Here is a 20,339-nt window from a genome sequence, read left to right as displayed (position 1 = left end):
TCCACCCGCTCGGCGCGGGCGAGCTTGGCAGCCGCCTCCGCGGCATTCGCGGTCGCCATGCGCTCCTGCTCGATCGCAGCCAGGCGGAAGCCCTCGACCGCCTCGGCCATCTGGCCCACCTCGTCGCGCCGGCCGGCGCCGGGTACCGGGCTCTCCTTCTCGCCACCGGCCAGCAAACGCATGCGCTCGGCAATGCGCCCGATCGGGCGAGAAACGCTGGACTGCACCATCCAAAGCGCCAAGCCGACCGAAATGGCGGCGCCCAGGACGGAGGCGGCCAGGGTGGTCCACCAAGCGACGTTGGTGTCGGCAGTGGCGTCGTCGGAGGCGCGCTGCGCCATGCTGTCCACCCGCTCGATCAGCTCGAGCGAGAGGCGGCGCGCCTCCATAGCGGCCGGGTCGTAGCGCTCGGCCATGACGCGCAGCGCGCGAGCGTTGTCGTCCACCAACGTCGCCGCCTCAGCCTCGGCTGCGGTCTCCACGGCGCGGCGGAAGGCGGAACCCACCGCCTCGGCATCGCGTGCGATGGACGGGAGCACCTTCGCAGCCTCGGCCAAGCGCTCGTTCACCTGCCGCCGCACGCCCTGCATCTCGCGCTGGATGGCGCGCATCTGCTCGGCCTCGGGCTCGGCGATCATGCGGTTGAGCAGCCGGCCGGCGTCGATGATCGAGCTGTTGGTCCGGGCCATCCAGGTCGCGGCCTTGGCCTCGCGCTCGAGGAGGGCGCTGTACCGGGCGTCAGTAGCCGACAGGCTGGCTACGGCGAACCAGGCGGCACCCAGGGCCGAAGCGGTCATGAGGGCAAGAGCCAGCATCACCTTGCGGGCGATGGGGACGTTGTCGAGGAAGCGGTTCATTCGGCGTCGGTGCTCCGATGCGGCCGCTCCTTCATGAGGGCGCGACGGCTGCTGGGCGGGTCGGCCCGTGTCGGGCCCCGCACCATAGTCGTTCCGAATAGTCACTAGATTGTGAAAATGTCGACGGACCGCGCCCACTACCAGCCTCCGTGAACGATGCGGGCAGTCGAGGCTCCAGCACGGCCACTTTGGATTCGGAGGTCGACAATCGTTTGGCGTCAACGGAGCGGTAATGGTCGGAACATTAGTACAACGGTGCCTTGGGATCGAGTGTCGCCGCTCGCCTGCGCAAGGCTGCTGATTTCGGAACGGCACCCGTTGGAGATGCTCATGGCTTCCAGCCTAGACCCTCAGCAGAGCAGGCGCTTCGCCGCTTTCGGCATCACGGAGAGGGACCTTCTGCTACTGAGAAGCCAGTCCGGCTTCGCACGGGATCGCCTTCCTTCTCTGATCACCGAGCTGCACCCGGCGTTTGCCGGCTGGCCGGAGATCCAGGCAGCCCTGATGGATCCCGAGGTGCACCAGGTCCGCGTGGCCCATTGGCAGCGCGTGATCTCGGGCGAGCTGGGTGAGGGCTTCATGGAATCGGCCGAGCGGCTGGCCAAAGCCTTCTATGAGCGCGGTGTGCCGAGCTATGCGGTGGCCCTTTGTCACTCCAACGTGGGTGCCGCGATCTGCCGCGACCTCGGGCTGGATGCACCGCCGCCGGCAAACCCTTTGCTGACCCTGCTCGGCCGTGGACAACGGGCGGCACGGAGCCGCGGGGCACTGGCCGCGGCGCTGAACCGGGCTGCGTGGCTCGACCTTGAGGTGCTGCTCGAGACCTATGTGGCGGCCGAGCGGGCCTCCCGCCGCGCAACGCTGGACCAGTTGGCGCAGGCCTTCGAGATCAAGATCGGCGGGGTGGTGCAGGGCGTGGCCGCGTCCTCGCAGCTGATGGAGGGCGCGGCGCGGCCCATGGCCGAGGTGGCGGCGCGCACCACCGAGGGATCGGCCTCCGCCGCCGCCGCGGCCCAGGCGGCAAGCGGCGATGTGCAGACCGTGGCGGCAGCGGCAGCGGAGCTGACCGCCTCCATCGGTGAGATCACGCGGCGGATGGGCCAGTCCTCCCTCATGGCGGAGCAGGCAGCGAAGCAGGCGCGGGACACGGATCTCGTGGTGCAGGCGCTGGCGGCCAACGCGGGACGGATCGGCGAGGTGGTGCATCTGATCGGCGACATCGCGGGGCAGACGAACCTGCTGGCGCTCAACGCTACCATCGAGGCGGCGCGGGCCGGCGAGCACGGCAAGGGCTTCGCCGTGGTGGCCTCCGAGGTGAAGGCGCTCGCTGCCCAGACCACAAGGGCGACGGGCGAGATCAGCGGGCAGATCGATGCCATCCGAACGGCGACGGAGCAGGCAGTCGAGGCGATCGGCGGCATCTCGCGCCAGATCGGTGACATCAGCGGTGTCATGATGGGGATCGCCGCCGCGGTCGAGGAGCAGGGTGCCGCGACGGTGGAGATCGCGCGCAGCGTGGAGCACGCCGCTGCGGGGAATGAGCGCGTGACGGCGCTGATGGAGGGCATCCACTCGGACGCGGCTGGAGCCTCAAGGATCGCGGGCGAGCTGGTTGGCACGGCGCAGGACCTTTCCGCGCAGTCCGGGATCCTGCGCCACGTGGTTGACGGCTTCCTGGCAGAGGTGCGGGCCGCTTAGGGGCGCTGGCAAGCAGTCCGGCACGCCGATGCGCGACCTCCTCCCCGCCCTGGCAATGTCCCTGGTAGCAACCATCGCCATCACGGGGAGCCGCCTCCTGCCGAGCGGTGATGGTCTTATGCTGGTGCGGCTCGGACCTTCCGGCTTCTCCGGCGCCCTGGACGCGCCCGACATGGCCGACATTGCCCTGGTTGACTTGCCAGCGCCCGGCTTTGCCGTGCTGCGGGGCGATGCGGCCCAGATCCGCTCCGTCTTCGGCGCTGGCCTTCGTTGGAAAGGAAATGCTCCATGCTCCCCACTGCTCTAGTCTCTGGTGCCACGCGGCTTGCCCACCTGCGCGCGTCCGCGGAACGCGTCATCGTTGGCATCGTCCTCCTGCACGGCCCGGCCCTGGCACTCACTGGATGGCTGTTCGACGGTTCTCTGCTGTTACCCTTTGTTCTCTGGGCAGGCATTGCTGCCACCGCCGTGTTCACGCACCTGCTGCTCCCGGGCAAACCCGCCACCCGCGCGACCGTCGCCACGGCCCTGTGCCTCATGCCCGGCCTGCTGGTAGAGCAGCTGATGGGTCACCCCTGGCAGGCCGACGCGCACATGCACTTCTACGCGGTGCTGGCCGTCACGGCCGTGCTTCTCGATCTCGGCGCCGTGCTGGCGGGCACGGTGGCCATTGCCCTGCACCACCTGATCCTGAACTACGCCCTGCCGGCGGCCGTGTTCCCCGGCGGCGGCGCCCTGGACCGGGCCGTGCTGCACGCCATGATCGTCGTCTTTGAGGCTGCCGCACTCGGCTGGCTGGTCCACCGCGCCGCCAGCGCTCTCGTCGAGGCGGAACGCGCCGGGACAGAAACGGTGCGCCTGGCCGCTCTTCGGGCGGAGGAGCAACTGGCTGCTCAAGCCGAGATCCAGACCGAGAAGGAACAGCGTGCCGTTCGGCTCACAGGTTTGGTTCACACTTTCGAAGCCGAGGCGGCCGAGGTTCTGCGCAAGGTAGCGGCAGCCGCCACCAAGCTAGATACGACGGCGGAGGAAATGGCTACGACCGCTCAGGACGGGGTGGGGCGCGCGACTTCAGTGGCGGCGGCCTCGGAGCAGGCAAGCGCGAACGTGCAGACGGTCGCGGCCTCGACCGAGGAACTGGCTGCCTCAATTGCCGAGGTATCGCTGCAGGTTACGAGCTCGGCTGCTGTAGCCCGGCAGGCGGTGGAGGCTGCCCAGCGGACGGATAGGGCGGTGCAAGGGCTCTCGGAAACGGCCCGTAGCGTTGGCGACGTTGTCAAGCTGATCAGTGACATCGCGGGCCAGACCAATCTCCTGGCACTGAACGCAACGATCGAGGCAGCGCGCGCCGGCGAAGCGGGGCGGGGTTTCGCGGTGGTCGCCTCCGAGGTGAAAGCCCTGGCCGCCCAGGCTGCCAAGGCGACGGAGCAGATCGGCAGCCAGATCGCGGCCATGCAGGAGGAGACTAGGCAGGCAGTGTCGGCGATCGACGGCATTGTGCGCACGATCGGGCAGATGAACAGCATCGCCACCCAGGTCGCCGCAGCGGCCGAGGAGCAGGCCTGCGCGACCCGCGAGATTGGCCGGGCCGTGGCCGAGGCGGCTGCCGGTACCCAGGACGTGTCGCGGCACACGGCGGGTGTCACGGAGGGGGCGGAGCGCACGGGGGTGGCGGCCGCCCAGGTGCGATCGGCTTCAGGCGAGCTGGCGCAGCGGGCGGAGCAGCTGCGCAGCCAGGTAGACAAATTCCTCAACGGAGTACGCTCGGCATGAGCAGCGACATGCAACACAGCAAGCCGGTCGCTCATCTGGTGGAGTTCGCCACTGTTGCGGCTAACCTCAACCAGGATTTCGAAACTGTAGCCTTGCTGCTGGAACAGCTCGGAGAAGTGGACAAGGCTCGGCAATTGCGAGCGCTTGATATTCCGAAGCTGCTGACTTTGCCTCCGGATCAAGCAAAGGAAGCATTGACGAAACTCGCTCATTATCTGAGCCGGTTCTATGTTCAGATTTGTGCATGGGATAACCATTCGCGTCAGCTTGGCTGACGATGATGCTTCGCGATTCTTGATGTCACTTGCTGTGTAGTCCCGGGGAGTAGTGGTGCATCTTTCACCCGCGAGGGGGAGGATGCCCTATGGCAGGCGGTCTTCACGGTTCAGCCCCAACGACGCCGCATGTTCGAGCCGAGCTCCAAGCGTCGCAAGAGGGCTGCCGCGCCCTGGCCGCCCGCTACGGGCTGAACCCCAAGACAATGGCGAAGTGGCGGGGGCGAGCCAGCACGGCTGATGCCCCGATGGATCCCGCCCGGCCCCGCAGCACCGTTCTGACCGAGGCTGAGGAGGCGATCGTCGTGGAGTTCCGGCGTCGCACCCTCCTACCGCTGGACGATGTCCTGGGCTGCCTGCGGGAGACCATTCCGGCCCTGTCCCGCAATGCTCTCCACCGCTGCCTCGCTCGCCTTGGCATCCCTCGCCTGCCCGAGAACGAGGAGATGGCCTCGAAGCGGAAGCGCTTCGCCGAGACCACAATCGGCTACCTTCACATCGACGTCTGCGGACTGCGCCGGGCGGACGGCAGACTCTTCATGTTCCTGGCCATCGACAAGGTGTTCAAGTTCACCCACGTCGCCTTTCTGGATGCCAACACAAAGATGAACGGCGCCGCTTTTCTACGCGAGGTCGTCGATGTTTTCCCCGAAGCCATCCATACCGTCCTGACCGACAACGGCATGGCCTTCGCCGACATGCCGAAGTACCGCGACGGCTCAACAGCACGATGGATGGGCCACATCTTCGACCGGGTCTGCCACGAGAACGATATCGAACATCGCCTCATCAAGCCTTACCATCCCTGGACCACGGATGAGATTGAACAGCCTTTTCTTGGTTCCGATGCTATGTTTCTCCAGGTCACGGGTGACCGCGTGGCACAGAGTGGGGCCTGGAGGTGCAAGCCCCGCCGCGCCGCCTACGACAGTCGCGCCTCCGTAGCGGCAACCGTGGGCACCCGCCGCTCTCGCTTTGGTTCAGCCCTCGGTCGGGCGCCGGTACGCGACCTCCGCCTGCTCGGCCCGGCGCTTCTCCTCCTGCCGGGTGCGCGTCAGGTTGTACTCGCGGGCGGAGCCACGTTGTCCGCGCCGCTCCGGCTATCCTGAGCGCAGTTCGAGGTCGCGCAGCTTCTTGGCGTGCAGCGCAGGCCTGACCCTCGCGTAGTCCTCCGCCTTGCTCTGCATGTGCCAGACGATGACGGCCAGCTTCTTGGCGACCGCCACGGCAGCGATGTGGGTGCCCCGCCGGGCTAAGACGCGTTGGTAGAAGGCCCGCAACGGCCCACGCCCGCGCACGGCTTGCCAAGCAGGTTCAGCTCGCCTCCGACCGGCTCAATGCCGTGCTGGAGGTAGCCGGCGCCAGCTTCCGACGACGTGGTGGACGTGACCACCTTCCACACCGACCTGGGAAAGCAGTTTGAGACGGGGATGGTCGTACGCGACTGGGCGATTGGCGCGTTACCCTATCCCAACTGGACCGCGGTGGGCGTGATGTTGCTTGCGGGCTTCGCCTTGAGATCAAAGCTGTCGCGCGCATCCCCTTGATAGCCGATCAGCTTAGAAGCAGTGAGCCGCGGGTTGGCAACTTCACCTCGCGTACCGCCCGTAGAAAGGAAAGAAATGCGCGGCCGCTGATCCCATGCTCCTGGTTGGGCCAAATGTTCGTGTGGAGCGAGCCACCCCGCTCCACATGAACATCTGACTGAGGATCTCGGCCAGGGTCAGCGCTGGGCGGAGAACATTCCGTCAGCCGAACCGCTCCCATGCCATTTGCCCCGAGACGCCCAGAGCTTGGCCGATCGCGGACCAACTAACCTCCTGCGACCGAAGCGCATCAACAACACGTTGAAGGTGTTCTCGATGCGTCACGGCTGTGGCGTTAAGAGGGCCAAGCAAAGCTATCAGTCGCTCCTGCGGCCAGGTTCCCGGATCGAATGCACAGCTCGGACCAACGCTGTCCGTTCGCATGATCACGTCGCACACTGCCACGCACTCATTGCAGATATGAACGCCGCCCGGCCCGGCAGCTAGCTTCTCGATCTCGGCCTCCGACTTGCCGCAGAAGGAGCAATGCAACGTCCTGCGCATGATGCACCTGTCAAGATCAAGTTGGCAGCCACATAAAACTTGGCAGGCCCAAATGCAAGGCGGCCCGGATGCAAGATCCAGATCCGCTTAACAACTCCAGCAACACCCGGTGTAGCTACGTCTACCCTTAAGAAACGTATTATCCTGAAACATCTACAGCAAGTTTTGCCCGGCAGCCTATACTTTGGTTTACATCTCTGTGTGAATGTATGCTGGCCCCCAGCATGAAACGGATAATGTTTAGCTCGCGCAACTTGGCGTACTCAGCCCGCGCGGTTCAGCTTTGACCGGTTCTGCGGCAGCGGCTCAAATATCGTTCAAAGGTTATCAGCAATGAGAGCCGCAGTTACTCCCTGGTGCCCCAGCCCGAAGTTACCTTGAGCTTTAAATGTTCTTTACGGTTTACACATGAAACTGCCTGCTTCAGAAGGTTAGTGGGTAGCAGATCGATGCGCGACAACGGACCGATTACCAACCGCGAGGTGTCGCTTCCTGACGGGGAGCTCCTCGTTTCACGAACCGACACTGGTGGTCGCATCCAGTTTTGCAACAAGGCTTTCGTGGATGTCAGCGGCTTTCTGACGGAGGAGTTGACTGGCGCACCGCATAACCTCGTCCGCCACCCGCACATGCCGCAGGAGGCGTTCAAGGACCTCTGGGCCACGATCAAGGGCGGCCGCCCTTGGGAAGGGCTGGTAAAGAACCGTACCAAGTCCGGCGACTACTACTGGGTGCGCGCCAACGTCACGCCGGTGGTCGAGAACGGCCAGGTCACCGGCTTCGTCTCCATCCGCTTCAAGCCGGAGCGGGCGTCGGTTGCAGCGGCCGACGAGGCCTATGCCAAGATCCGCACCGGCCAGGCGCGCGGCATTGGTCTGCGTGACGGCGAGCTCATCGCCACCGGCTGGCGCGCCCGCTTGGCCACCGCGGCGGCGGGTGTCACCGGTCGGCTCGCTGCCACGGTGGGCATAGCTGCCCTCTCACCGGCCCTCACGGCCGGCTGGGTCTCGTTCACCGGTGTGCCGGCAAGCGGCACCTTATCTGCAGCAGTCGCACTGTGCGCCGCCACCGCCGCCGCGGTTCTGGGATGGCTCACGCTCGCCGCCGTACGTCGGCCGGTGCACGATTTAGAGACGCACCTCTCGGCCATTGCCGCTGGCGAGTTCGGCCGTGCGGTTGAAACGCCGTCCGCGCCGGAGTTCTGGCGCCTAGCCTCCCTGATGCGGGCGACACGCGCCAAATTCGCCTATGCGGCGCAGGAACGCGAGGAGCTCGACCGCCGGGCGCGGGAGGAGCGCGCGGCGACGCAGCGCGCCATGGCGGCCGAACTGGAGCGCACCGTGGGCGGTGTTGCCAATACCCTCTCCACCGCTGCGACCACGCTGCAGGCCTCGACCGACAGCATCGCCGGCATTGCCGACCGCACGGCCCACCAAGCCACCGCCGCCGAGGCCGGCGCCATGCAGGCGAGCACCAACGTCCAAACAGTAGCCGCCGCAGCCGAGGAGATGGCGGCCTCGGTCGCCGAGATCTCCCGCCAAGTAACGGAGGCGGCCCAGGTGGCCCGCCGCGCCGCCGAGGAAGCGCGCGCGACGGACGGCACGGTCCGCCTGCTGGCTGAGGGCGCTCAGCGTATCGGTGAGGTGGTACGGCTGATCAGCGACATCGCCGGGCAGACCAACCTGCTGGCCTTGAACGCGACCATCGAGGCGGCGCGGGCCGGTGATGCAGGCAAGGGCTTCGCCGTGGTGGCCTCGGAGGTGAAAATCCTGGCCAGCCAGACGGCGAAGGCGACGGAGGAGATCGGGCGGCAGATCACCGAGATGCAGGGCGCAACCGCCTTGGCGGTGGAAGCGATCCGGGGCATCGGCGCCACCGTGGGGCAGTCGAGCGAGATCGCTGCCGCGATTGCAGCAGCGGTGGAGGAGCAGGGCGCGGCGACGCGCGAGATCGCCCGCAACGTGAGCGAGGCGGCAGCCGGCACCAACGAGGTGTCGGCACAGGTGGGCAGCCTCACAATCGGGGTTGGCGAGACCACGGGCGCACTGGGTAGCCTGCGCGCGGGTGCTGACGACGTCGCCCACCAGGGTAGGGCGCTGCGCGCCGAACTCAGCGGGCTGATCGTGCGACTGCGCGACACGGGCACGAGTATGGGCAAGAAATCAGCGTGACCTAGGCCACCTTGGGGGTGGCTTCTCTCTAGGAAGTCCTTCGAGTCTCGCGAGCGGCATATAGCGGCTCTTGGGTGGCAGCGCAGATTGGAGGTGTACTGCGACGCGCTCTTCCATGGGCCGCTCTTTCCGGAACGGCGGTCTCCTCTCACCTGAGTGCGAGACCTCCTCCGTTTCCGCAATACCAATGGAGCGCGCTGTATATGGACCGGACAGGTGGCGTGCCCTCGAGGACCTAGGATGAAGCCCGAGAGACCTATCCGGTTTGCTGGAAAGCACTCCAGTAGACACGATAAACGGATGCGAAATCTTCATCGTGGATTGTCGGTATCAGGACCATCGAGGCCAGTTCGTTATGCAGCATACGCGTGCTCTGGGCGAGAAGCGCCTGAGCCCCGTTTTGCATTCCCGTCCACTGCGGGCATGCATAGCGAGGATACACCTCAGCTTTCAGGTACGGCTGACCGCAGAAAGCCCGGTACCTATGCTTCCAGCAAAGCTCGCCCAAAATCACGGGAGCGATACTGGGCTTGACCCTTCCTTCGAGACGGGGTGCCCGGCATGACCGCGGGCGAGCCTGCTGGCAAGATACGCGACCTGCGCGATCGTTTTCTTGCCTTCGCCTTTGCGGCCGCCGACCTCCTGGTGGAGGTAAACGCGGAGGGATGTATCACCTTCGCTGCCGGTACCTTCCGTACCCGGTTCGGCGAGGCGCCTGAAGCGTTTCTCGGCCGCTCGGTTCAGGTGCTGGTCGCACCGGAGGATCAGGCCGCCCTTGCTCTCGGCCTCGGCACCCTTTCCGCGTTGGGTCGCCTGGCGCCTGTCATTCTGCGCCTGAACGATGCCCAGCGCTGCGAAGTGACAGTGGCCGGCCTCGCCCCACCCGGCCCGGGAGAGCGACTCTTCCTTACCTTTGGACCGCGCCCCGGCCCACCGCCCGTCGACCGCCCAATCAGCCCGGAGTCCCTTGCCTGCCTGGCCGAGATGCGGCTGCGCGACGGCATGCGTGGAACTCTCGGCCTGATTGAGTTGCCTCGCGGCTCTGACGTGGTCCTTGCCCGCACCCCTGGCCTGCGCATGGCGCTCATGGAGGATCTTGGCCACGCAGGCGAGGTAGCCCCCGGCCGCTTCGGCCTCCTAACCAGCGGGGAGGACGCCCTCAACGCCCTAGCCCGTGCCGCCGAGGCGACACTTGCGTCACATGGGCTACCAGGTCCCGTCGCCACCCGCGCCGTGGCCTTGGAGGCGGAAGGCTTGACTCTCATGCAGGCCACGCGTGCCCTGCGCCACGCGCTCGCCGCCTTCTCCCGCGACGGCGTCTCGGGGGTTGATACTGCGGGAGCGCCGGCCGGCCTTGGTGGCCTCGTCGCCCGGCTCGCCTCCGATGCCTCGGCGGTGCGTCGCGCCATTTCCGCCCGCCGGTTTCAGCTCGTCTTTCAGCCCATCGCCGACCTGACGACCCGCGCCGTCCACCATCACGAAGCCCTGCTTCGCCCCCCAGCCGAACTGCCCGACACGCTGAGCAGCACCGACGGCTTCGTCCGTTGTACCGAGGCGGTAGGTATGACCGAGGCGCTCGACTTTGCTGTCACCGAACGGGTGCTAGAGGCGCTCGCATCCTCGCCGGGCACCCAGGTGGCGGTGAACCTCTCGGGCCTCTCCGTCCAGAACCCCGCCTTCCGAGCCGACGTCGTCGCCTTGCTGGACAGCGCGTCAATGACCGCCCGGCGGCTAATGGTCGAAATCACAGAGTCGGCCGAGATTGAGGACGAGGCGGAGGCGATCCGCACCCTGGACATGCTACGAGAGCGCGGGGTCAGTCTCTGCCTCGACGATTTCGGGGCCGGCGCCGCGGCCTTCCGTTACCTCCGCGCATTCCGGGTAGACTGGGTGAAGGTGGACGGGCTCTACGTCTCCAACGCCGTACGGTCCGAGCGCGACCGGGCCTTCATCGCTTCCATGGTGGACCTCTCAACTGCGGTCGGCGCGAAGGTCATAGCTGAGCGGATCGAAACCGAGGCCGACGCGGCCGCAATGCGCGCACTGGGCATCCAGTTTGGCCAGGGCTGGTTCTATGGCAGGCCCGGGCCTCTCCCCCGGCCTGTCCACACCGCGCCTCGCGGAAGCGCGGACCGTGAAGTCTGGGCCTGACACTGTGCTCACAGACGTCGGCACGCAGTCCAGAGTGAACCGCTCCGTGTGTGGATCCCCCATAAATGCAAGTAAAAACTGTATCTGCTAACGACTGTGCAGTGAGGCGCGGTCGTGTGTCCGGGCTGTTGGTGCGGCTACTCCGTATGTAACTCTCTCGCAAGCAGCGGAGGCCAGAATAGCCTTACGAACTTCCAGCGCGTGCCTTTCGCCTTTCTGCAAGATGAGCGTGAAAAGGAGTTGGGAGAGATGATGGCTGCCATGGCGCCGGCCCTCAAGGACCTGTCGAGCGATCAGGACGCGGTAGCCGTCGGCGGTCTGCTCAGCGAGCTGGCCACCAAGCGGGCGAGTGGCCAGGATGCGGTGCTGATCGCCTTCGAGGTGCCTGAAGGCGCCCGTCCTCCTCAGGCGATCAGGCGCGCAATCAGTGCCTCGAGTCGGGCATTCTTGCCATGAAAGCTCTCGATCGCCGCCCGGAGCATTTGATTCGGCTCCAGCCGCTCCACGCCCAGCGGGTGTCCTGCCCGTGCGGCGAGCAACGCGAGGAAAGCAAGGCTCGTGCGCCCGTTCCCCTCGCGAAAGGGGTGGATCGCGTTCAGCTCGGCGAGCAAGTGGGCGGCATCGCGCGCGAAGTCGGCAGCCGGCAGACCCCGTAGGCACCGGCGCTCGCCCAGCCAGCCGAAGAGGCGCACCATTTCGCGGTCGATGTTCTCGGGATAGGCAAAGGCGTTGCCGTCCTTGGAGATCCGCACCGTCCTTCGCCTACCGGCCCACGAGTAGACGTCGCCGAAGAGATGGCGGTGGATAGCCATGTAGTGCCGGACACCGAGGCGACCTGGGGGTAGGGGCTCGGAGGCCCGCTGCGTGGTCATGTCGAGTTCGTAGGCGTCGAGGGCGACTTGGTCCGTCAGCCCCGCCCGGTTCCACAGGACCGTCGTGCCCGGATAGCAGTAAGGGTCCTCGACGGCGTCGTACACGCCCCCGCGTCAGCCCCCTGTGCGGCGCCGTGCGGAAGTGGCCGCGACCCTCGCGCCGTGCCGGGCGCGGATCGCTTGGCGGCGTTCCTCGGCGTCGAGGCTGCAGCGGTCGAAGTCGGCGAACATGGCCTCCGAGGCTGCGTCGCGGCAGAGGCCCTCGACAGCGGAGATGCGGTCGAAGGCGGCGCGGCCGAGGACGAAGGCGGAGCTCTGGGATGGGGCGGGGCGCTTCGGCATGCATTGAATGTAGCACCCCTGACCGTCAGGCGTAGAGCAGATCGACGGAGGCGTGCTGGCGGGCACCACCTGGAAGCCCGACACATCAGGGCCATGACACAGGGTCAGTTGCATGAAGGGTCAAGCCCTCCAGGCCACGATCCTACGCTCACAGTTGCAAAAACCGCTGAGGTGAGGAGCCATGGGCGAGGATGTGGCGGGGGTTCAACGCCGCCATCGGCAGGAACCCGGCGTCGCGCAGGCCGCGGATCGCGTCGGCGGTGGGGATGTAGGTGTAGCGCGCGCTCCGGCTCTCGTGCGCCTCCCCGGCAAAGGCTGAGGGCGCCACGCGATGGATGTCCTCGTCCAACAGAGGGGTAACGCCGTTCGGGCGGAGGATGCTAGTGCGGCCGATGAACGACATGGTGCTCGCCTTTCTTGCGCTGACCAGCAGGGAAGCAGCCCCGCTGCTTCCCTGCCCGTCGCGAGACCGGGGAAGGAGGGGTGGCATGCGGGCGGACGCGGCCGGGCCCTGGAGAGAGCGTGGCCTTGCAGGCCATGCGAGCGAGGGGTCTTGCCGTGCTGTAGCCGGCATGCCGAGGGGAACCTCCGGGGCAGAGCCCCGTGGTTCCCCTGTCCAGGCCGCGTCCGCGGCCAATGTCCCGCGTCAGCGGCCGTCACCCGCAGGGCGGAGACATGCCCGGCATGGCTCCGGGAGCGGCCGGCGGCCGCGAGTAGGACGCGGCCCCCCGAAGCAGGGGGGGACGCCCAGAGGCGGCTTGGACGCGAGGCCGACGGAGCCGATACTGCGCGGGCATGGAAGAGCCAGAGGACGCCACGACAGGAGGTGGGCAGCGGATGCCCTGGGACCTGCACCCCGCGCTGACGGAGGAGCGCCTCTCGGCCTGCGCGCGCCTGCTGGCCCGTGGCCGCACCGACGCCGTTGCCATGGCCGACCCTTGGGCCGGCGACGACGCCTGGTCCGTCGGCTGCCGCGCCTACTCCTTCTCGCGCAACCGCCTCCGCCAAGCGGCCGAGGGCGGGCGCTACCGCTGGCTCGGCGTGCTGGATCACACGCACCACTTCGTTTTCCTCATCGATGGCGTGCCGGTGCGCTTCTTCCGGGGCGACGCGGAGGAGCCCTCCAAGCGCACGCTCCGCCAGCAGGGGAGCGAGGCGCAGCAGCTCGCCCTGGCCCTCGGGGACGCCGTCGGCGCGGACGGCCTGATGTGTCGCCTCGCCGTGGAGACGGGCGAGGGCGGCGAGGTGACGCGGGTCGTGTTCCTCGCGCTCCGCGGCGAGGAGGGCCAAATGGAGTGTTTCTGGCCGGTCCCGCTCGGTAACGAGGACTTGTTCGGGGTGGGCGGGCGCAACGCCGGGACTGGACTGCCACCGCCCTTGGCCGCTGCCCTGCCTCGGCGCGGTGGCTGAAACACGTCTCTCTTTTCTGACCATTCTTACGAGTCCGGTTTTGTTCCTCACGGCAGAGTTAAGGAATTGCCTGCCCTTCTGACCGGCCATGGCCTCAATTGCATCTTGTATGCGCTCCACCACGGTCGGTAGCATCGCCCGTCTCCGCCCCTTCGGAGCCGGACCGCAATGCAACTTTCGGTATTTTGCAACCTCCCCGTGCTCCGTGCCTCACCCGTATGGGGCCTCGCCCGGACTGCGGAATTCGCTAGCCTCCCGCTGGCACGAATCGGAGGAGCGGCCGGGGGTTGGGCGACACGCTCGGCGAAGCGGACCTGCGGGAGGGATTGCTCCGCGGCGGCCGGATCGAGGCCGCCGTCGTGGTCGCGCGCCGGGATCCGGACGGCGGCGTGGACCACGTGCCCTATCTCCTGCCCTCCTGGCGCCGCGGCTACGTCGCCATCGCTCTCTTCCGCGGACCCGGCGTGCGCGGCTGGCGCGACCTCGACCGGCTCCTGCGCTTCCTCCGCGACGACATGTCCTACAAGCTGCCCGTCTCGCTCTACGAGGAGGACTGCCCCCGCCTCGCGCGGCTGCGCTCGGTCTTGCCGCGCGGCGCCACCACAAAGCACGTCAAGGCGGACGAGAGCCCATTGCCGCCGGGCGTGGACCTGCCGGAGCCTCCACCCGAGTAGCAAGGTGAGTCCCATTGGGGGCCTGCCACGCTTAGCTGCACCTCCCCTTGTTCCGTTGCAGCGGTTCGTTCTGCACCGCTGCCATGCGGGCCGGTGTTGCGGTTACACCAGGGGCAGACTTCACCGTCCGAATAGAGCTCCTCGCTTGATGCCGTGGTCGGCCTGTTCAGTTAGCAGCCCCGAACGGTTTCGGATCGCGCTCGGCTGGTCATCCGCGATCCTGTCCGACGGATCAGCCGGACGGTCGCTCGTCGGTAAAGGCCTCGCTGTTGCGCAGATCGGATACCCTGTCCCTGTGGACTGCCTCAAAGGCCAGCAAAGGGCCGAAACCCTTCTTGCCAGCCATCCCGCTGCCTCTATTCGCCAAATCGTCAGCATGACGCGCGTGTGCGGCCGCGCCTCGCCGTCGGCGCTCATCCCCAGTGTACGTTCAGATCCGCGGCTATGCCACGTGCGACAAACTCTCCCCACATGAAGTTCCGCGCTAGTGCGACCGCTTCGGCCTTCGGCAGGACACGCGGCAGCGCCACTTCCATGTCGCGCGCGAGGCGCGCGAGTTAGGTATCGCACCGCCGCTCACCCGCCTCCGACTCGTTTACACAGAGCAGGCACCGCTACCAGCACGGCCCTAACCCGTCTCAATCTCGCCCGTGACGTGTCTCAATGTGCAGACGCTCGCACACACGACGACGCAAAGACCAATAAGCGCAGAATCGTTTTTCCGTCTTTACGGGGGAACACCTGTTTCCGTAGCCTTGCCTTTGCTCACCGAAGAGTGGGCCGGCGACCGCCGGAATTTCAGCAATAGGTGGGACAATGCGGCAGCTTGGAGAGCAGCAATGGCCGGCGCCAAAGCCGAAATCGCGTCGATACGGCTTCCCCACGATGTGTGTGTTGCCTACGGTGCGCCTGCTAACGAAGAGGCGGGCGAGTCAGTGCAGCGCGACAGATCAATCTCAGAGGCTGATCTGCGCCAACGCGTGGCCGAAGGCGGACGCATCCAGCGTGTCGTCGTGGTTGAGGTTCCGGTCACGGCGGATTACGTCGCCTGGGCCCGCCTCTCCTGTTTTCAGGATTATCGCCTCCTCGCCATGCGGAAGTACGAGGGCGCCCGGACCTGGTCAGACTTCCGCACCCTCCGCCGCGCCTTCAGTGGTTGGGGGTATGCCGGGCCCGTTACGGTCTACCCTGAGGGGCATCCGCGGCTCGCTTGCCTGGGGCTCACCACGCGGGACTAACTTACTTGGGCGTCCGGACCGGGGCGCTGCCGGATTTCCGGCGGTGGGCGTGGCCGCATGAGCGAGCCGCTGACCGCTGTCCTATTCCTCGGCCACCTTGCCGCCTGCGCCGCGCTGCATCCCGTGGTGAAGGAAGCGCCGGCCGCCCGTGCGCTTGCCACCGCCCAGGCTGAGAGTGCGCTACACCCCTTCGCAATCGGGGACAACAACACCGGGCGCAGCTACTTCCCGGCCACCCGGGAGGCCGCGGTGGCGAAGGCGCGCGAGCTGCTGGCGCTGGGCCACCGGATCGACGCCGGCGCCATGCAGATCACCGACCGCAACTGGCCCGGCTACGGGCTGACGGTCGAAACCGTCTTCGACCCTCGCGCCAACATCTGCGCGGGCGGGCGCATCCTCGGTGAGGCGTTCCAGATAGAGCGCCGCGCCTCCTGCCGCTACAACACCGGCCGCCCTGACTGTCGCCGAGAGAGCGGCACGAACGGATATCCGGAGTGGGTGGACGCCGCGGCGCGCTCGGTCGGCGTGCTGCCTCCCCCGCAAGAGTCCCCGGCCCCTGCCCCACCCCCGCCCTCGCCGGCCGTCGTCGCCGCATGCGGGCCTGAGCCTGCGCCGTGGGACGGCTGGGCCCTGCAGGCGCACGAGCGATGCGCCCGCCGCCGCGGCCGGGATGCGGCTCACCCTTCTTCGCCGGACGGGGCGGGGGCCCCTGCCGTCGTCGCACTCAACCAGCCCTCGGAGCCTCGATAATGCCAAGCAACAGGACGCTCGCCATTGCGGCGCTGGCTGTGCTCGCCCTCACCGTCGCCGCGGAACCTGCCTTTGCGCAGATCGGGGGCGGCGGCGGAAGCGGCCAGCTCACGCAGCTCATCCAGTGGGTCATCACCAACATCGTGCGGGTCGCGATCTCGGCCGGCGTCATCGGTGTGGCCATCGCGCTACTGATGTTCCGCTTCAGCTTCGCGACCGTCGCCATGGTGGCCGTGGGCGGCCTGATCGCCGCCAACTACGCGACCATCGCCGGCTTCTTCGGCATCTGACATGCGGGCGCCCTCCATCCTCCATCCGGCGGAGGCGCGCCGCGTGCGCGAGGACGCGGTTCCGGTCGGCAGCACCCGGCCGGCCCGCTTCCTCGGCCTGCCGTTCCCCCTCGCGGTGGTGATGGGGGCGCTGGCCTATCTCATCCAGACCAACGTGACGGGCTGGCGCGGCCTGGGCTGGGCGGTTGCGGTGGTCGCGCCCTTCTGGTTCGTCGCGGTGCTCGCCATCGCCCGCGACCCCTACGGGGCCAACGTCTTCCTCGCCTGGTTCCGGTGCTGCGCTCTGCTGCGCGATCCCCTGCGCCTGGGCGCCCCGTCCCTCTCGCCCCTTCCTGGCAACCGTGCAGCTCCTGAGCGGAGGACGCCGCGTGTTCGATAACGGCCGCTTCACCCTGACCGACAAGCCGGCGGACGAATACCTACCGATACTCGGGCACGTCGCGGACAACGTGGTGGAGCTCGAAGACGGCACGCTGATGATGGTGCTGCGGCTAGACGGCCGCCCCCTCACGCTGCTGACCGAGGAAGCCCGTTACGCGGCTCGCCGGGAGCGGCATTCCGCCCTGCGCGCCCTCTACGACACCAACGTCACCATCCTGGAGCATCACGTCTGCCACGACCGGGTGGATGCCTTCGCTCCGGGCCCCTTCCGCTCGGCATACGGGCGCGACCTCCTCCAGGCCTATCACGCCGCCCTGGATCGCGACCTCCTGGCCCGGGAATGGTTCGTGACCATCCTCGTGCACCCCCGGCCCATCTCGGGGGCGATGGCGAAGCTCTCCCGGATCTTCGGGAAAGCGGCCGAGGTGGATGCCGCGCTGCTGCGCCAGGTGCGCGACCGGGCGGCTGTCATCCGCCGCTCCCTCCGGGCCTATACCCCCCGCATCCTCGGCCGCCGCTGGGCCGACGGCGCCCCCTTCTCCGAGATCGGTGAGGCGGTGCGCCTCATCCTCTACGGGCGCTGGTCTCCGGTGCCGGAGATGCGCGGCGCGCTGGCGAGCGCGATCTACACGGACCGGGTGGTGTGCGGCCTCGCCGGCATCGAGGTCCGCGCACCCGGCCGGAACGGCTACGCCGTCATAATGGGGCTGCGCGACTATCCCGAGATCGCACGGCCCTGGATTCTGGACGGGCTGCTGGCGGTGCGCCGGCGCATCGTGATGACCAACCGGTTTGCCTTCCAGTCGGCCGCCGCGGCGACGGGTCGGATGGCCCGCACCCAGCGCCAGATGGCCAATGCTCGTGACCGGGCGCACTCCGTCTCCGAAGGGCTGGACGAGGCCATGGACGCCGTGGAGAGCGGCCGGTCCGTGATGGGGGATCACCACTGGTCCCTCACCGTCCACGCCGATACGCAGGAAGAGCTTTCAGAGGCGCTGGGCGAGGTGTCCGGCATCCTGACGGAGCGCAGCAACGTCTCCGCCATCCCCGAGGCCCTGGGGTGCTTCCCCGCCTACTGGGCTCAGGTACCCGGGGCGCCTGGCGCCACTCTCGCCCGCCACGGCGGCGTCCACGGCTTCAACTTCCTGTCCTTCTCCTCCTGTGCCGGCTTCCCCAAGGGGGCGGAGCGGCCCTGGTGGGGCGCGCCCCTGCTGCGGCTCGTGACCGAGGGGCACACCGCCCACGACTTCGACCCGCACGTCCGGCGCGTCGGCCACACCCTCATGCTCGGCCCGACCGGCTACGGGAAATCCACCTTCCTCGGCCTCGTGGCGGTGGCGCTGGAGCAGGTACTGGCCCCCAAGGGCGGCGTCTGCGTCATCCTCGACAAGGACGCCTCCAACGAGCTAACCATCCGGGCCTGCGGCGGCTACTACGCACGGGTCCGGCGGGGTGTCGGCAGCGGCATGGCCCCGCTCAGGGCACTGCAGGACACGGACGAGGCCCGGAGCTGGCTGGAGGGGTTCGTCCTGGGCCTCATCCTGCTGGACGGGCGGGGCGAGCCGCCGCCGCACATGACCGATCGCCTCCGCACCGCCATCGCCTTCCTCATGCGGCGCCCGCCGGAGATGCGGTCCTTGGGCGGCCTTCGGCAGTTCCTCGACCACGGGGCGGAGAGCACCGGCGGGCGGCTGGAGCGGTGGTGCCGCGGTGGCGCGCTGGGCTGGGCCTTCGACGGGGAGGAGGATCTGATCCGGCTGGATGCCGGGATCGTCGGCATCGACAACACCGAATTGCTAAGCGACGACATGGCCACCATCCGCATCCCGGCGGCGGCCTATCAGTTCTTTCGCATCCGGGAGAGGGTCGGCCGCGGCGTGCGCGGCGCCGTGCTGGTGGACGAGGCCGCCTCCTACTTGCCCAACGACGGCAGCGGCTTCGCGGAGGGCTTCGATGCCTTCTCCCGCGAGCTCCGTAAGGGCAACGGCCTCCTCTGGCTGGCGGCGCACAAGCCCGAAGACATGGCCCGCACCGAGGCCGGCCGGACGCTCCTCACCAATACCCCCACCAAGATCCTCTTCCCCAACCCGGAGGCCAACGAAGCGGCCTATCGGGACCTCCTCCACTGCTCGGAAGGCGAGATGGAGCAGATCACGGGGCGGATGCGGTCCCTGGGGGAAGGCACGTTCCTGGTGAAGCGCCCAGAAGGCAGCTTCGTGGCCCGCGCGCCTCTCGACACCCTGCCCGAACACATCGCGGTCCTGTCCAACGACCCGCTCCGCTCCGCCCTGTGGGAGCGCATCGGCCGGGAGATCGGCACCACCGACCCCGCCGCGATCTGGCCCGTCTACCGCACCCGCTACATGGAGGCTTCGGCATGAGGCTCGCAGTTCTGGCGGCCGTCTCCGTTCTGGCGCTGGCCGCCCCGGCACAGGCGCAGATCCCCGTCACCGACACGGCCAGCATCGCTGCCCGCGCGCTGGAAGCTGCTCGGTCCCTGCAACAGGGGCTCCAGCAGCTTCAGCAGCTCCAGGCGCAGTATCAGCAGGCCGTCACTACCTACAACGCCATCGCGCACGCCACCGACCTCGGCGGCATCGCGAGCGCGCTGGGCGGCGTCAGCCGGTCCTATCTGCCGCCCGGCAACACCATCACCGAGGGCCTGTCCGCGGTGACGAGCGGCGCCTATGGCGGCATCCCCGGCGCCCTCGGCGGCGCGGAGCGGTTCCTCAGTAGCAACCAGCTCTATGCGATGCCCGGCACCCCCGACGCCTGGCAGATCGAGCAGAACCGCCGCGCCATGGTCACGGCGAACGCCCAGGCGATGGCGGCCGAGAGCATGATGGAAGCCGATCAGCGACTCGCCAACCTCTCCGCCCTGCGGGCGCGGCTGGAAGCGGCGAAGGACGGGACGGAGGTCGCGGCCGTCAACGGGCTCATCGCGATTGAGCAGCAGAACCTGGCCATCCATCAGGCCCGTTTTCAGAACATCTCGGCCATGGTCTCGGCCGACAACCGCGTCATCGAGCAGCGGATCGAGCAACGCCAGCGCCAGAGCGCGGACGAGCTGCGGCTGATGACGGCCCCGATCACGGGGAGCCTCCGGTGAGGCGCGCCCTCCTCCTCGGCCTGGTCCTGCTGGCGCAGCCGGCGGTGGCGGAGCCGTATGACGTGCCCTGGTTCCAGCAGAACCCGTCCGCCCGCGCCGACTGGCTCAAGCGGTGCGGCAACGATGCCCGCCTCAGCCGCACGGACGAGTGCGCCAACGCTCGCGCCGCCCAGACCCGCGGGCGCCTCGGCCGCCCCCTGCCGAACGCCCCCACGCAATTCGAGCGGGAGTTGCCCGCCTACCTGCGGCGGACCTGAC

Annotated in this window: 21 protein-coding genes and 3 pseudogenes; 17 read left to right on the top strand and 7 right to left on the bottom strand. The window is 67.9% G+C overall.

Features of this window, described 5'->3' with window-relative positions:
* A partial coding sequence (locus FHS87_RS20480; RefSeq protein ID WP_184521183.1) for a HAMP domain-containing protein occupies positions 1–857 on the bottom strand: 857 nt, incomplete at its 3' end.
* 330 nt (positions 858–1,187) lie between these two features.
* Here FHS87_RS20480 and FHS87_RS24335 point away from each other — a divergent pair.
* The 5 genes and pseudogenes from FHS87_RS24335 to FHS87_RS20455 all read left to right on the top strand — a co-directional run.
* Entirely contained in the window at positions 1,188–2,555 is a 1,368-nt protein-coding gene (locus tag FHS87_RS24335) for a methyl-accepting chemotaxis protein (RefSeq protein ID WP_184521182.1), read from the top strand.
* A 28-nt stretch (positions 2,556–2,583) separates the two neighbouring features.
* Positions 2,584–2,862: a hypothetical protein gene (locus FHS87_RS20470; RefSeq protein WP_184521181.1), complete on the top strand. Its 279-nt coding sequence runs from the start codon at positions 2,584–2,586 to the stop codon at positions 2,860–2,862.
* Positions 2,844–4,328, top strand: a complete 1,485-nt coding sequence (locus FHS87_RS20465) for a methyl-accepting chemotaxis protein (protein WP_184521180.1) — start codon at positions 2,844–2,846, stop codon at positions 4,326–4,328. Before FHS87_RS20470 ends, FHS87_RS20465 begins: the two co-directional genes overlap by 19 nt.
* Positions 4,325–4,603, top strand: a complete 279-nt coding sequence (locus FHS87_RS20460) for a hypothetical protein (RefSeq protein ID WP_184521179.1) — start codon at positions 4,325–4,327, stop codon at positions 4,601–4,603. The genes FHS87_RS20465 and FHS87_RS20460 overlap by 4 nt, the downstream gene beginning before the upstream one ends.
* An 89-nt stretch (positions 4,604–4,692) precedes the next feature.
* Positions 4,693–5,433 (top strand): annotated as a pseudogene (locus tag FHS87_RS20455) (IS481 family transposase); the annotation flags it as partial.
* Positions 5,434–5,525: 92 nt separating this feature from the next.
* On the opposite strand, the pseudogene FHS87_RS20450 reads toward FHS87_RS20455, so the two are convergent.
* Positions 5,526–5,919 (bottom strand): annotated as a pseudogene (locus FHS87_RS20450) (IS110 family transposase); the annotation flags it as partial.
* Between the two features lie 63 nt (positions 5,920–5,982).
* Here FHS87_RS20450 and FHS87_RS20445 point away from each other — a divergent pair.
* Positions 5,983–6,150 (top strand): RidA family protein, encoded by a 168-nt coding sequence (locus tag FHS87_RS20445; RefSeq protein ID WP_184521178.1) that lies wholly within the window; start codon positions 5,983–5,985, stop codon positions 6,148–6,150.
* A 201-nt stretch (positions 6,151–6,351) separates the two neighbouring features.
* Here FHS87_RS20445 and FHS87_RS24690 read toward each other — a convergent pair whose 3' ends face one another.
* Positions 6,352–6,693, bottom strand: coding sequence for a ClpX C4-type zinc finger protein (locus FHS87_RS24690; protein WP_184521177.1), 342 nt, complete (start codon positions 6,691–6,693; stop codon positions 6,352–6,354).
* A gap of 449 nt (positions 6,694–7,142) precedes the next feature.
* Here FHS87_RS24690 and FHS87_RS20435 point away from each other — a divergent pair, with 449 nt between their 5' ends.
* Both FHS87_RS20435 and FHS87_RS20430 read left to right on the top strand, forming a co-directional pair.
* The gene (locus tag FHS87_RS20435) at positions 7,143–8,864 is read left to right on the top strand and encodes a methyl-accepting chemotaxis protein (protein ID WP_184521176.1); all 1,722 of its coding nucleotides are present in this window, start codon (positions 7,143–7,145) and stop codon (positions 8,862–8,864) included.
* A gap of 561 nt (positions 8,865–9,425) precedes the next feature.
* Positions 9,426–11,015: an EAL domain-containing protein gene (locus tag FHS87_RS20430; RefSeq protein WP_184521175.1), complete on the top strand. Its 1,590-nt coding sequence runs from the start codon at positions 9,426–9,428 to the stop codon at positions 11,013–11,015.
* A gap of 404 nt (positions 11,016–11,419) precedes the next feature.
* On the opposite strand, the gene FHS87_RS20425 is transcribed toward FHS87_RS20430, so the two are convergent.
* The 3 genes from FHS87_RS20425 to FHS87_RS20415 form a co-directional block, all read right to left on the bottom strand.
* Positions 11,420–11,992, bottom strand: a complete 573-nt coding sequence (locus FHS87_RS20425; RefSeq protein ID WP_184521174.1) for a Fic/DOC family protein — start codon at positions 11,990–11,992, stop codon at positions 11,420–11,422.
* A 9-nt stretch (positions 11,993–12,001) separates the two neighbouring features.
* Positions 12,002–12,229 carry a hypothetical protein gene (locus FHS87_RS20420; RefSeq protein WP_184521173.1) on the bottom strand — a complete coding sequence of 76 codons (228 nt, stop codon included), beginning with the start codon at positions 12,227–12,229 and terminating at the stop codon, positions 12,002–12,004.
* Between the two features lie 148 nt (positions 12,230–12,377).
* Positions 12,378–12,632, bottom strand: coding sequence for a hypothetical protein (locus FHS87_RS20415; RefSeq protein ID WP_184521172.1), 255 nt, complete (start codon positions 12,630–12,632; stop codon positions 12,378–12,380).
* Positions 12,633–13,066: 434 nt separating this feature from the next.
* Here FHS87_RS20415 and FHS87_RS20410 point away from each other — a divergent pair, with 434 nt between their 5' ends.
* Positions 13,067–13,639, top strand: coding sequence for a hypothetical protein (locus FHS87_RS20410; RefSeq protein ID WP_184521171.1), 573 nt, complete (start codon positions 13,067–13,069; stop codon positions 13,637–13,639).
* A gap of 287 nt (positions 13,640–13,926) precedes the next feature.
* On the top strand, positions 13,927–14,313 hold the full coding sequence (locus FHS87_RS20405) for a hypothetical protein (protein WP_184521170.1): 387 nt from the start codon (positions 13,927–13,929) through the stop codon (positions 14,311–14,313).
* A 413-nt stretch (positions 14,314–14,726) separates the two neighbouring features.
* Here FHS87_RS20405 and FHS87_RS24685 read toward each other — a convergent pair.
* A pseudogene (locus FHS87_RS24685) lies at positions 14,727–14,855 on the bottom strand (MobA/MobL family protein); the annotation flags it as partial.
* A gap of 297 nt (positions 14,856–15,152) precedes the next feature.
* Here FHS87_RS24685 and FHS87_RS20395 point away from each other — a divergent pair.
* From FHS87_RS20395 to FHS87_RS20365, 7 genes are read left to right on the top strand one after another with little or no spacing between them, the layout of a single operon-like run.
* Entirely contained in the window at positions 15,153–15,551 is a 399-nt protein-coding gene (locus tag FHS87_RS20395; RefSeq protein WP_184521168.1) for a hypothetical protein, read from the top strand.
* Positions 15,552–15,608: 57 nt separating this feature from the next.
* The gene (locus FHS87_RS20390) at positions 15,609–16,301 is read left to right on the top strand and encodes a transglycosylase SLT domain-containing protein (RefSeq protein ID WP_184521167.1); all 693 of its coding nucleotides are present in this window, start codon (positions 15,609–15,611) and stop codon (positions 16,299–16,301) included.
* Positions 16,301–16,591, top strand: a complete 291-nt coding sequence (locus tag FHS87_RS20385; protein ID WP_184521166.1) for a TrbC/VirB2 family protein — start codon at positions 16,301–16,303, stop codon at positions 16,589–16,591. Before FHS87_RS20390 ends, FHS87_RS20385 begins: the two co-directional genes overlap by 1 nt.
* 1 nt (position 16,592) lies before the next feature.
* Positions 16,593–16,970, top strand: coding sequence for a VirB3 family type IV secretion system protein (locus FHS87_RS20380; protein ID WP_184521165.1), 378 nt, complete (start codon positions 16,593–16,595; stop codon positions 16,968–16,970).
* Entirely contained in the window at positions 16,960–19,353 is a 2,394-nt protein-coding gene (locus FHS87_RS20375) for a VirB4 family type IV secretion/conjugal transfer ATPase (protein WP_184521164.1), read from the top strand. Before FHS87_RS20380 ends, FHS87_RS20375 begins: the two co-directional genes overlap by 11 nt.
* Entirely contained in the window at positions 19,350–20,081 is a 732-nt protein-coding gene (locus FHS87_RS20370) for a type IV secretion system protein (protein WP_184521163.1), read from the top strand. The genes FHS87_RS20375 and FHS87_RS20370 overlap by 4 nt, the downstream gene beginning before the upstream one ends.
* The gene (locus tag FHS87_RS20365; RefSeq protein WP_184521162.1) at positions 20,078–20,338 is read left to right on the top strand and encodes an EexN family lipoprotein; all 261 of its coding nucleotides are present in this window, start codon (positions 20,078–20,080) and stop codon (positions 20,336–20,338) included. Before FHS87_RS20370 ends, FHS87_RS20365 begins: the two co-directional genes overlap by 4 nt.
* Position 20,339: the final 1 nt, after the last annotated feature.

It is taken from the genome of Muricoccus pecuniae (assembly GCF_014199205.1).
GTDB classification, from domain to species: Bacteria; Pseudomonadota; Alphaproteobacteria; order Acetobacterales; family Acetobacteraceae; genus Roseomonas; species Roseomonas pecuniae.
Note: the sequence above shows the minus strand (reverse complement) of the source record. Positions and strands in the feature narration are given on the sequence as shown.

Excerpts from the sequence above, each read along its gene's own strand:
- FHS87_RS24335 (WP_184521182.1), top strand. The coding sequence starts at position 1,188 with ATGGCTTCCAGCCTAGACCCTCAGCAGAGCAGGCGCTTCGCCGCTTTC.
- FHS87_RS20430 (WP_184521175.1), top strand. The coding sequence starts at position 9,426 with ATGACCGCGGGCGAGCCTGCTGGCAAGATACGCGACCTGCGCGATCGT.
- FHS87_RS20465 (WP_184521180.1), top strand. The coding sequence starts at position 2,844 with ATGCTCCCCACTGCTCTAGTCTCTGGTGCCACGCGGCTTGCCCACCTG.
- FHS87_RS20435 (WP_184521176.1), top strand. The coding sequence starts at position 7,143 with ATGCGCGACAACGGACCGATTACCAACCGCGAGGTGTCGCTTCCTGAC.
- FHS87_RS20470 (WP_184521181.1), top strand. The coding sequence starts at position 2,584 with ATGCGCGACCTCCTCCCCGCCCTGGCAATGTCCCTGGTAGCAACCATC.
- FHS87_RS20460 (WP_184521179.1), top strand. The coding sequence starts at position 4,325 with ATGAGCAGCGACATGCAACACAGCAAGCCGGTCGCTCATCTGGTGGAG.
- FHS87_RS24690 (WP_184521177.1), bottom strand. The coding sequence starts at position 6,693 with ATGCGCAGGACGTTGCATTGCTCCTTCTGCGGCAAGTCGGAGGCCGAG.
- FHS87_RS20370 (WP_184521163.1), top strand. The coding sequence starts at position 19,350 with ATGAGGCTCGCAGTTCTGGCGGCCGTCTCCGTTCTGGCGCTGGCCGCC.
- FHS87_RS20420 (WP_184521173.1), bottom strand. The coding sequence starts at position 12,229 with ATGCCGAAGCGCCCCGCCCCATCCCAGAGCTCCGCCTTCGTCCTCGGC.
- FHS87_RS20410 (WP_184521171.1), top strand. The coding sequence starts at position 13,067 with ATGCCCTGGGACCTGCACCCCGCGCTGACGGAGGAGCGCCTCTCGGCC.
- FHS87_RS20385 (WP_184521166.1), top strand. The coding sequence starts at position 16,301 with ATGCCAAGCAACAGGACGCTCGCCATTGCGGCGCTGGCTGTGCTCGCC.
- FHS87_RS20395 (WP_184521168.1), top strand. The coding sequence starts at position 15,153 with ATGGCCGGCGCCAAAGCCGAAATCGCGTCGATACGGCTTCCCCACGAT.
- FHS87_RS20380 (WP_184521165.1), top strand. The coding sequence starts at position 16,593 with ATGCGGGCGCCCTCCATCCTCCATCCGGCGGAGGCGCGCCGCGTGCGC.
- FHS87_RS20415 (WP_184521172.1), bottom strand. The coding sequence starts at position 12,632 with ATGTCGTTCATCGGCCGCACTAGCATCCTCCGCCCGAACGGCGTTACC.
- FHS87_RS20390 (WP_184521167.1), top strand. The coding sequence starts at position 15,609 with ATGAGCGAGCCGCTGACCGCTGTCCTATTCCTCGGCCACCTTGCCGCC.